This window comes from Geothermobacter hydrogeniphilus, assembly GCF_002093115.1.
Classification (GTDB): domain Bacteria; phylum Desulfobacterota; class Desulfuromonadia; order Desulfuromonadales; family Geothermobacteraceae; genus Geothermobacter_A; species Geothermobacter_A hydrogeniphilus.
The window spans coordinates 1-10243 of record NZ_NAAD01000039.1 but is presented as its reverse complement, the minus strand read 5'-3'; the positions used below and the strand labels follow the sequence as shown (position 1 = coordinate 10243).

Here is a 10243-nt window from a genome sequence, read left to right as displayed (position 1 = left end):
CAGCTACGTCGGAATGACGAGGCGCGGGAGCAACGCAGCAGATGCGTGCGTATCGGCCGCCCCAGCACTACCGTTGAAGGCGGTCGAGATTCGTGCAGCTGCAAGGCACCCGAGGACTGAAACCACAGGCGTAGCGGCAGCTACGTCGAGGATTGAAGGCCGAGGGTAACGCAGCAGATGTGCGGATATCGGCCGCCCTCACGAAAACGTCTGGTTTTCCTGTTCCATCACCCGTATAAACGTCGTCCGCTTCGACAGCTCCCGCAGCGCCCCGGCACCGACATAGGTGCAGGCGGAACGCAGTCCGCCGAGAATGTCCCGGATCGTTTCGGCAATCGGCCCCCGATAGGGAACCTCGACCACCTTCCCTTCCGAGGAACGGTACTCGGCCACTCCGCCGGCGTATTTTTCCATGGCCGTCGTCGAACTCATGCCGTAGAAGAGCTTGTACTGCTGCCCGTCGCGGTCAACCAGTTCCCCGCCGCTCTCATCGTGACCGGCGAGCATGCCGCCGAGCATGACGAAATCGGCGCCGCCGCCGAAGGCCTTGGCGACATCTCCCGGGCAGGTACAGCCACCATCGGAGATGATGCGGCCACCGAGGCCGTGGGCGGCGTCGGCGCATTCGATCACCGCCGAGAGCTGCGGGTAACCGACCCCGGTCTTGACCCGGGTGGTGCAGACAGAACCGGGACCGATACCGACCTTGACCACGTCGGCACCGGAAAGCAGCAACTGCTCAACCATCTCTCCGGTCACCACGTTGCCGGCAATGATGGTTCGGTCCGGGTAAGCCTCTCTCACCCGGGAGACAAAGGCCGCAAAGGCCTCGGCGTAGCCGTTGGCGACATCGATGCAGACAAACCGCAGCCGCGGATGCACCTCCAGAATCTTCTGCAACTGGTTGAAATCAGACTCGCCGGTTCCGGTACTGACCATCACCCGTTCACAGATCACCTGATCGCGACCCTGCAGAAAATCGTCCCAGTCCGCCGGACTGTAATGCTTGTGAATCGCGGTCAAAAGACCGAAGCCGGCGAGGACCTCGGCGGCCTCGAAGGTGCCGACGGTATCCATGTTGGCGGCAATGATCGGAATCCCGCGCCACTGCTGTCCACTGTGCAGAAATCGGAACTCCCGCTCCAGCACCACTTCGGCACGGCTCTTCAGGGTCGAGCGCTTGGGACGGATGAGGACATTCTTGAAACCGAGCTTGAGATCTGTTTCGACACGCATATCTGCCTCCCGGATAAGTTCCCACGGAAACACAGAGAACTTCAAAATCTTTGGGCCACCAAGACGCCAAGTTCGTCAAGAAGGTCAAAAACTCATTTAACGGAGAGGCGGAGAGGAGCAAAGAGGGAGAGAAAAAATTTTGGGTTTAAACCCAAAAATCTGCTTTTGGTTTTCTCTGCGTTCTCTCCCTCTCAGCGACTCTCCGTTAAAAAAAGATTTTCCTGGCGCTCTTGGTATCTTGGTGGCAAAACAATTTTCTCCGTGCCTCCGTAGTGAAGAATTATTCAAACAGCCAGGGCGCCCGCTTCTGCCGCCGCCGTTCATATTGACGGATCTCTTCGGCGTGCCGCAGGGTCAGGTCGATCTCGTCGAGGCCGCCCAGCAGGCAATCACGGCGGAAGGGGTCAACCTCGAAGGGGATGATGTCACCCTCAGGCGTGGTGAGCTTCTGCCCCTCCAGGTCGACCCGCAGCCGGTACCCCTCGTTCTCTTCCACCGCGACGAAAAGCCGGTTGACAACCGCCTCGTCGAGGACAATCGGCAGGATGCCGTTCTTGAAGCAGTTGCCGCGGAAGATGTCGGCGAAACTCGGTGCGATGATGACCCGGAAGCCATAGTCGAGCAGCGCCCAGGGAGCGTGTTCGCGAGAGGAACCGCAACCGAAGTTCCGCCGCGCCAGCAGAATGCCCGCCCCCTCGTAGCGCGGCTGATTGAGGACAAAATCGGGATTACGGGGACGGTCGCTGCAATCCATCCCCGGTTCGCCATGATCAAGATAGCGCCACTCGTCGAACAGGTAGGGGCCGAAACCGGTTCGCCTGATCGACTTGAGAAACTGCTTGGGGATAATGGCGTCAGTATCAACATTCGGCCGGTCCAGGGGAACGACCAGGCCGGTCATGCGGGTGAATTTTTCCATAGGTATCCTTAAAAGCGGCTAAAGGCCAAAGGCCGAGGGCGAAAGGTACCAGCGCCCTTCTGACTTCTGACTTCTGACTTCTGACTTCTGACTTCTGACTTCTGACTCCTGACTCCTGACTCCTGACTCCTGACTCCTGACTCCTGACTCCTGATTTCAGTCTTCCAGCTCCCGCACATCGATGAAATGCCCCGCCACCGCCGCCGCGGCGGCCATCGCCGGGCTGACCAGATGGGTGCGTCCCCCCTGCCCCTGGCGGCCTTCGAAGTTGCGGTTGGAGGTCGAGGCGCAGCGTTCCTGCGGTTCAAGCCGGTCAGCGTTCATCGCCAGGCACATGGAACAACCCGGCTCGCGCCATTCGAACCCGGCCTCCCTGAAGACGCGATCGAGCCCCTCCTCCTCGGCCTGCTGCTTGACCAGGCCGGAGCCGGGCACGACCATCGCCAGCCGGATGCTGGCGGCGATCTTTCGCCCCTTCAGCACCGCCGCCGCGGCACGCAGATCCTCAATGCGGCCGTTGGTGCAGGAACCGATGAAAACCTTGTCGGGATGAATATCGACCATCCGCGTTCCCGGCCTGAGATCCATATAAGTCAGCGCCGCCTCCATCCCCTGACGTTTGACCGGGTCAGGCTCGGCGGCCGGGTCGGGGACCACACCGCCGACCGGCATCACCATCTCCGGCGAAGTCCCCCAGCTGACCTGCGGTTCGATGGTGGCCGCGTCGAGATTGACCACCCGGTCGAAAACGGCCCCCGGGTCACTGTGAAGATCGCCCCAGGCGGCCACCGCCTGTCCCCATAGAGCCCCCCGCGGTGCCAGCGGACGACCCTGAACATAGTCGAGGGTGGTCTGGTCGACGGCGATCATCCCGGCGCGGGCGCCGGCCTCGATGGCCATGTTGCAGACCGTCATCCGCCCTTCCATGGAAAGGGCGCGGATCGCCTCGCCGCCGAATTCGATGGCATGGCCGGTGCCGCCGGCGGTGCCGATCTTGCCAATGATGGCCAGCACGATATCCTTGGCGGTGACGCCGTGACCGAGCCTGCCGTCCACGGCAACCAGCATGTTTTTGGATTTTTTCTGCAGCAGGCAGCCGGTGGCGAGGACATGCTCGACCTCCGAGGTGCCGATGCCGAAAGCCAGCGCCCCGAAGGCGCCGTGGGTGGCGGTGTGGGAATCGCCGCAGACCACCGTCATCCCCGGCAGGGTCGCCCCCTGTTCGGGGCCGATGACATGCACAATCCCCTGACGGATGTCGTTCATCCTGAAGAGGCGGATACCGAACTCCTCGCAGTTCTGCTCCAGGGTGTCGACCTGCAGCTTCGAGACCGGGTCGGAGATGCCGAGCAGCCGATCGACGGTCGGTACGTTGTGATCGGGCACCGCCAGGTTGGCTTCCACCCGCCAGGGCCTGCGCCCGGCCAACCGCAACCCTTCAAAGGCCTGCGGCGAGGTGACTTCGTGAATCAGCTGGCGGTCGATATAGAGCAGACAGGTGCCATCCTCCTCACACCTCACCACATGATCGTTCCATAACTTGTCGTAGAGTGTCCTGGCAGCCATAATTGACCTCTGAGGAATTGATCCGCTTCAGGAGGCTGTCGACAGCCTCCTGATAAAGAGTACCCGCTGCAGCAGCCGGAGTCGAGGGGACCGGGCCACTTAAAGAGGAGAAGAGCAGATGAGCAACTGGAGACGCCGGCCGCGGCCGGCGAAAAGTGCCGAGGAGATCGCCGAGATCACCCGGCGACTGAAGGCCGGGGAAGCCGGGCGGGAAACCTACCGGGAAAAATCGCTGAAGCTGCACGGCTGGATCTGCGCCAAGTGCGGTCGCGAGTTCGAGCGCGAAAACCTGCACCTGCTCACCGTCCACCATCGCGACGGCAATCACAACAACAATCCGCCCGACGGCAGCAACTGGGAGAATCTCTGCGCCTACTGCCACGACGACGAACACAGCCGCTCACTGCTGGGTGATTACCTGGCGAAAGAGGACTGAACACCCTCCTTAGCGACAGGCATCAGGCCCCTCTCCTGTGCTAAAATGAAACAAAAGGAGAGAGGAGGAAATCCATGGATATCTACACCTACGAGGATCTTTGCAAAAAGCTGGATTCCGGCCAGAAACCGAGGGTCATGAACACCGACACGGAAACCGCCGGCGAGGTCTACATGTGCGACCACGGCTATTTCAACGTCCATGTCGGGGAAGGTTCCGAAGTCTGGGCGAGCGAAATCTGCGAAAAGCTCGAATGACCCGGAACCGGATCTGATGCAGCTCTTCAAGGCGACCCTGCGGTCGCCTTTTTCTTGATGGCCCCGCCCAGCCAGCGGAGCGATGCCCTGCGACTCAGGGACCCGTCCCCCTGCTTTGAATTCCCATTCTTGATGCTTTCGCAAAAAGCATCAAGAATGTTGGCTAAGCAAAAAGCGCCAGCAGCAAGGCGCGCGATTGTCGAGCAATGAAGCGCACTTACGTACGTTGAAGCAGCGAGACAAACGCAGCAACGCAGCTGCTGGTGAGTTTTTGCGACGCCACCATTCTTTTCCACTTGAAATTTCCGCCGGACGGACTAAATTGGGATTTCTCACCGACCATCAAAATCGGTTTTTGTAGCATTTTCTTTTTGTTTCGAACTGCACCTCTGGGTACGACACAGAAAAGGAGGTCCTATGAAAATCGCCCAGGTATCCCCCCTGTACGAAAGCGTTCCTCCGAGCCGGTATGGCGGCACCGAACGCGTGGTATCCTTTCTCACCGAAGAGCTGGTCCGCCAGGGACACGATGTGACCCTGTTCGCCAGTGCCGACTCGACAACCTCGGCCGAGCTGATCCCCTGCACCCCCAGGGCACTGCGACTCGGCAACTGCAGCGACCCCCTGGCGCAGCACCTGCGGATGCTGGAGGAGATTTTCAGGCGGGTCGACGAATTCGATGCAGTCCATTTTCACATCGACTACCTGCATTTTCCGCTCTCACGCCGCCACCGCTGCAACCAGCTGACCACGCTCCACGGCCGTCTCGACACTCCCGATCTGGCGCCGCTCTACCGAGAGTATCGCGACATGCCGCTGGTCTCCATCTCGGATGCCCAGCGCGCGCCCCTGCCCTTTGCCAACTGGCTCGGCACCGTCCATCATGGCCTGCCGAAAGAGTTGTTCCGATTGCAGGAACAGCCGGGAGACTATCTGGCCTTTCTCGGCCGCATCTCGCCGGAAAAACGACCTGACCGGGCCATCGAGATCGCCAGGCGGGCGGGCATCCCCCTGAAAATCGCCGCCAAGGTCGACCGGGCCGACCGGGAGTATTTCGAAACTCATATCAGACCGCTGCTCGACAGCTCCCTGGTCGAGTTCATCGGCGAGATCGGCGAACATGAAAAACAGGAATTTCTCGGCGGAGCCCTCGCCCTGCTGTTCCCCATCGACTGGCCGGAGCCGTTCGGACTGGTGATGATCGAAGCGATGGCCTGCGGCACGCCGGTGATCGCCTTCCGTCACGGTTCGGTGCCCGAAGTCATGGTCGAGGGACAGAGCGGCTTCATCGTCAGCGATATCAGCAGCGCGGTCGCACGGGTACGCGAAATCGGTTCCCTGGACCGACACTGTTGCCGGCAGGTCTTCGAAACCCGCTTTTCGGTCGAACAGATGGCGCGCAACTACCTCGAACTCTACCAACGGCAGGGACAGTCGCGCCACGACCGGCCGCAACCGCCGGCAACCGACTGGCGGGTGGAGACGGCGGCCTGACGATGGACGAGATCATCCAGGTCAAGGACCAGTACTACATCCAGGCGGCCTCCTGCCTGGCCGACGACCGCACCCGGGTGCTGAAGCAGGGGGAAACCTTCGCGGTCTTCGACTGCCGCGGCGACATCCAGCCGATCGGCCGGGGCGAACAGGGACTCTACCACGAGGGAACCCGGTTTCTCTCACGACTCGAATTCCTGATCGAAAACCAGCGTCCGCTACTGCTCAGCTCAACCGTCAACGAACGCAATGAACTGCTGGCCGTCGATCTGACCAACCCCGACCTGGTCCTGGCCGACGGCAACGAACTCCCCCGCGGCAGTCTGCACCTGTTCCGCTCGAAATTTCTCTGGCAGCGACATTGTTTCGAACGGATCAGGATCTGCCATTTCGGCGCAGAGCCGGTGACCCTTCACTTTCGGTTCCGTTTCGACGGCGATTTCCGCGACATTTTCGAGGTCCGCGGCATGCAGCGCCAGGCTCGTGGCCAACGGCTGCCGGCCCGAACCGACCGGGACGCGGTCAAACTTCCCTACCGGGGCCGCGACGGAGTGCGGCGACAACTGCAGATCTGCTTCGAACCGGACCCGATCCAGATCAGCGGGGAGAGTGCCGAACTGCAGCTCAGCATCGGCCCGGGCGAGGAACGCAATCTCTACCTGACCTTCGGCTGCCTTAACGATGCCGAGCTCTGCCGGACCGGCTGCTATGACGTCGAATTCGGCGCATCCCTGCGGCGGATGGAGGGCTACCGCGCCCAACACTGCGCGATCAGCACCAGCAAGGGACACTTCAACGAATGGCTGGAGCGTTCCCTCGATGATCTGCACATGCTCTTCACCGAGACCCCGCAGGGGATCTATCCCTACGCCGGGGTCCCCTGGTACAGCACCTCCTTCGGCCGCGACGGCCTGCTGACCGCGTTGCAGACCCTCTGGCTCAACCCGGCCATCGCCCGTGGAGTCCTCGGCTTCCTGGCCGCCCACCAGGCCGCGGAACACTGCCCGGAAACCGACGCAGAGCCGGGAAAAATCCTCCACGAAACCCGGCGCGGGGAGATGGCGGCGCTGGGCGAGATTCCCTTCGGGCGTTACTACGGCAGCGTCGATTCAACCCCGCTCTTTCTGCTGCTGGCCGGTGCCTGGTTCCGGCGCAGCGGCGATCGGGACTTTCTGCAACAGCTCTGGCCGCACCTGCTACGGGCCCTGGAGTGGATCGAACGCTACGGCGACCGGGACGGCGACGGTTACCTCGAATACCAGCGCCAGTCGGCGGACGGCCTGGTCCAGCAGGGTTGGAAAGATTCCTGGGACTCGGTGTTTCACGCCGACGGCAGTCCGGCCAGGGGCCCCATCGCCCTGTGCGAGGTGCAGGGCTATCTCTACGCCGCCCGCCGGGAACTCGCCGGGCTGGCCGAAGTCATGGGGGATGACGAACTGGCCGCCCGGCAGCTGCGGGCCGCCCGGCAGCTGCGGAAGAATTTTCAGCGGGATTTCTGGTGCGAGGAACTCTCCTGCTACGCCCTGGCCCTCGACGGTAACAAGCGCCCCTGCCGGGTCGCCGCCTCCAACGCCGGCCAGTGCCTGTTCACCGGCATCGCCACCCCCGAACAGGCCGCCCGACTGGCCGAAAAACTGCTCTCCCCCGAGTTCTTCTCTGGCTGGGGAATCCGTACCCTGGCCGAGGGCAGCACCCGCTACAATCCGATGGCTTACCACAACGGCTCGGTCTGGCCCCACGACAACGCCCTGATCGCCCTCGGCCTGGCCCGCTACGGCCGCACCCGGCAGGCCATGCAACTGTTCGAGGGACTCTACCATCTGGCACTGCAGGTCGAACTGTGTCGTCTGCCGGAACTGTTCTGCGGTTTCCGCCGCCTGCCCGGTCAGGGTCCGGTCCTCTATCCGCTGGCCTGTTCCCCCCAGGCTTGGGCGGCCGGGGCGGTATTCCAGCTGCTGCAGGCCTCCCTGGGCCTGGAAATCGATGCCACCAGCCGGAAAATTCGCTTCCGTCACCCGGTTCTGCCCCCCTTCCTCGACGAAGTATGGTTTCGCAACCTGCAGGTCGGCAACGCACGCATCGATCTCCACCTGGCCCGCTACGGGGAAGATGTCGGCATCAACGCCCTGCATCGTGACGGAGAGATCGGGGTCGTGGTCGAAAAATAGGCTGAACCGCTCCGGAAATCTGCGGGGTTCACACTGAAGGGAGCCTGCAGGCTCCTCGCAACCGGGGCACGCCATCAGGCAACCCGGCTGGCAATTTACGGCACAAGGCGTGCATTTTGTGCACTGCCAATTAGGGTTCGGGTTGACGGTGAGTGATTTTGACCTGACGCAGACCGGGTCACTTGCGACGCGGCAAGTTCAATCTTCCTGATTGGTGTCGACCTGCCATTTCAAAAATCTCATCTTATTTCAAATAATTGCAAGCCTCGGCACGATGAATTTCCTTCCTCCTGGAGATCTCTTTTTCCTGGAGGTTGACGTGTTCCGTCGAGGGCTGGCCTGAATGTTGCTGTCGCAACTCTTTGGATATTCTTTTTTCCACCTGAATCCGTGGGTTCAGGTTCCAGCCAAGCCTGGAATTGGTTTTGTGATGGAGGTCCCGATGAAACTGCCGCTACGTCTCCTGCTTCTGGTCGGCTGCTGTCTCATCCTGTTGTCCTGCGCCGGCAACGAAGATGTCAAACCGCAGATGCAATCCCCGGTGCGTCTGTCCGCGGTCACGACCGAAGGCCTGTGGGTCGCCGACCACCTTGCCGACCGGGTATTTCTGCTCGATCGGCAAAGCCTGGAAATAAAAGACAGTTTCCCCGTCGGTCCCCGACCGGCCGGTGTCGTTGTCGCGAGTGGGCGGGTTTTCGTCGCCGAGCAGGGCACCGGCCGGGTTTCAGTCTACAACCTGAGCGGCACCCCGCTCTTCAGACTCGGACAGGGGGACAACGAATTCCTGCGGCCCAACGGCATGGCACTGAATGCCGCCTCCGGACTGGTCTATATTGCCGACCTGAAGGCCAAAGAAATCCGGGTCTTCACCCTGAATGGAACAGATGCCGGATTCGCCATAGGATCGGGAGAACTCAACGCCCCCACCGCCGTGACCTTCGACCCGGATCGGCGGGAAATCCTGGTCAGCGATTTCGGTGTGCCCGACGCGCCGCAGGTGAGGGTCTACGCGGAAGACGGCACTTTCCTGCGATCGCTGCCGGGAACCATCAGCAGCGGCATGCTCGGCGTGACCAGCATCTTTTCCACGCCCCAGGGACTGACGGTCGACGGCAAGGGCCACCTTTTTCTCGTCGACAGCCTGCTGGGGCAGGTGCTGGTGCTTGATGAACTGACCGGTGAACTTCTCAAAACGGTCGGCCAGGCCGGTACCGGCAACGGCGAACTCTTTCTTCCCCTCGACGTGACGATAGACCCCGGAAGCGGCGACTTGCTGGTCGCCAACAGCAAACCGGCCCGGATCGAAGTCTATCGACAGGGAGGTGTGATGCCATGAAAACCAACCGGATGATCCTTCTTGTCTTCCTGTCGTTCATGCTTTTGCCGCTGAGAGCCGAGGCGCTGATCGCGGCGCATCAGAACTACAACGGTTGCGACACCTGCCACAGTCTCCACGGCAGTGCGTCCGACACCGGACTGCTTGACGAACTTTCCACCGAGGCGACCTGTCTGGCCTGTCACGGTCCGCTGGGCATTGCCACCGAGGCCGCCGCCCACAACCCGAACAACCTGTTGCCCGGGGAGATCGGCTACATCACCTGCCTGGAGTGTCACAACCCCCACGACAATCGCACCAACAGCCAGGGCGGAACCAATATCCGCCTGATCGGCTTCGAGTACGATTACAACGACAATCCTCCGACCCGGTATCCCGATGCCGCCATCCGCGAGGAGAATAAGGTGCTGGGCGTTGTTCGTGACGTGGTGTTCGAGTCGGACAGCAACCGTTCGGCGGATTTCAATCGCGGCGACGGACTCGGGGTCTGCGAGATCTGTCATGACCCGAACCACAGACGAAACCAGGACTGTACCCGGTGCCATGACCATGCCACCGGTTTCATGCCGCCCTAGTACCCTGTAACCCATAATCTTTCGCATCTTGCTGGTTATTTTCCGCGTCAGCTGCGTTGCGCTTCACCGCTCCATAGCTACGGCTATGCAGCGGAAAGCGCGCCTTGTCGACACGGAAAATCCCGGCGCAATATTACGAAATCCTATGAGTTACAGGGTACTAGAAGGCTGTTGGACTATCCATGAACTGGCTGCAAATCCGCGCGTTCGGCCCATATCCCAGCTCCATTTTGCCCCATAGCCACTGCTATGAGGC

9 protein-coding genes are annotated in these 10243 nt (G+C 61.4%); 6 read left to right on the top strand and 3 right to left on the bottom strand.

Features of this window, described 5'->3' with window-relative positions; genetic code table 11:
* Window positions 1–198: 198 nt before the first annotated feature.
* The 3 genes from B5V00_RS16435 to leuC all read right to left on the bottom strand — a co-directional run bounded on the left by B5V00_RS16435 (window position 199) and on the right by leuC (window position 3721).
* The gene (locus B5V00_RS16435) at window positions 199–1236 is read right to left on the bottom strand and encodes a GMP reductase (RefSeq protein ID WP_085011897.1); all 1038 of its coding nucleotides are present in this window, start codon (window positions 1234–1236) and stop codon (window positions 199–201) included.
* 280 nt (window positions 1237–1516) lie between these two features.
* Entirely contained in the window at window positions 1517–2155 is a 639-nt protein-coding gene (leuD, locus tag B5V00_RS16430; protein ID WP_085011896.1) for a 3-isopropylmalate dehydratase small subunit, read from the bottom strand.
* Between the two features lie 156 nt (window positions 2156–2311).
* Window positions 2312–3721, bottom strand: coding sequence for a 3-isopropylmalate dehydratase large subunit (gene leuC / locus B5V00_RS16425; RefSeq protein ID WP_085011895.1), 1410 nt, complete (start codon window positions 3719–3721; stop codon window positions 2312–2314).
* A gap of 118 nt (window positions 3722–3839) precedes the next feature.
* On the opposite strand from leuC, the gene B5V00_RS16420 reads away from it, so the two are divergent.
* The 6 genes from B5V00_RS16420 (at window position 3840) to B5V00_RS16395 (ending at window position 9987) form a co-directional block, all read left to right on the top strand.
* Window positions 3840–4157, top strand: coding sequence for a YajD family HNH nuclease (locus B5V00_RS16420; protein WP_085011894.1), 318 nt, complete (start codon window positions 3840–3842; stop codon window positions 4155–4157).
* 74 nt (window positions 4158–4231) lie between these two features.
* Window positions 4232–4414, top strand: coding sequence for a hypothetical protein (locus tag B5V00_RS16415; RefSeq protein WP_085011893.1), 183 nt, complete (start codon window positions 4232–4234; stop codon window positions 4412–4414).
* 417 nt (window positions 4415–4831) lie between these two features.
* Window positions 4832–5908 carry a glycosyltransferase family 4 protein gene (locus tag B5V00_RS16410; protein ID WP_085011892.1) on the top strand — a complete coding sequence of 359 codons (1077 nt, stop codon included), beginning with the start codon at window positions 4832–4834 and terminating at the stop codon, window positions 5906–5908.
* 2 nt (window positions 5909–5910) lie between these two features.
* Window positions 5911–8076, top strand: a complete 2166-nt coding sequence (locus tag B5V00_RS16405) for an amylo-alpha-1,6-glucosidase (protein WP_085011891.1) — start codon at window positions 5911–5913, stop codon at window positions 8074–8076.
* A gap of 442 nt (window positions 8077–8518) precedes the next feature.
* Entirely contained in the window at window positions 8519–9412 is an 894-nt protein-coding gene (locus B5V00_RS16400; protein WP_085011890.1) for an NHL repeat-containing protein, read from the top strand.
* The gene (locus B5V00_RS16395) at window positions 9409–9987 is read left to right on the top strand and encodes a cytochrome c3 family protein (protein ID WP_085011889.1); all 579 of its coding nucleotides are present in this window, start codon (window positions 9409–9411) and stop codon (window positions 9985–9987) included. Before B5V00_RS16400 ends, B5V00_RS16395 begins: the two co-directional genes overlap by 4 nt.
* Window positions 9988–10243 lie beyond the last annotated feature (256 nt).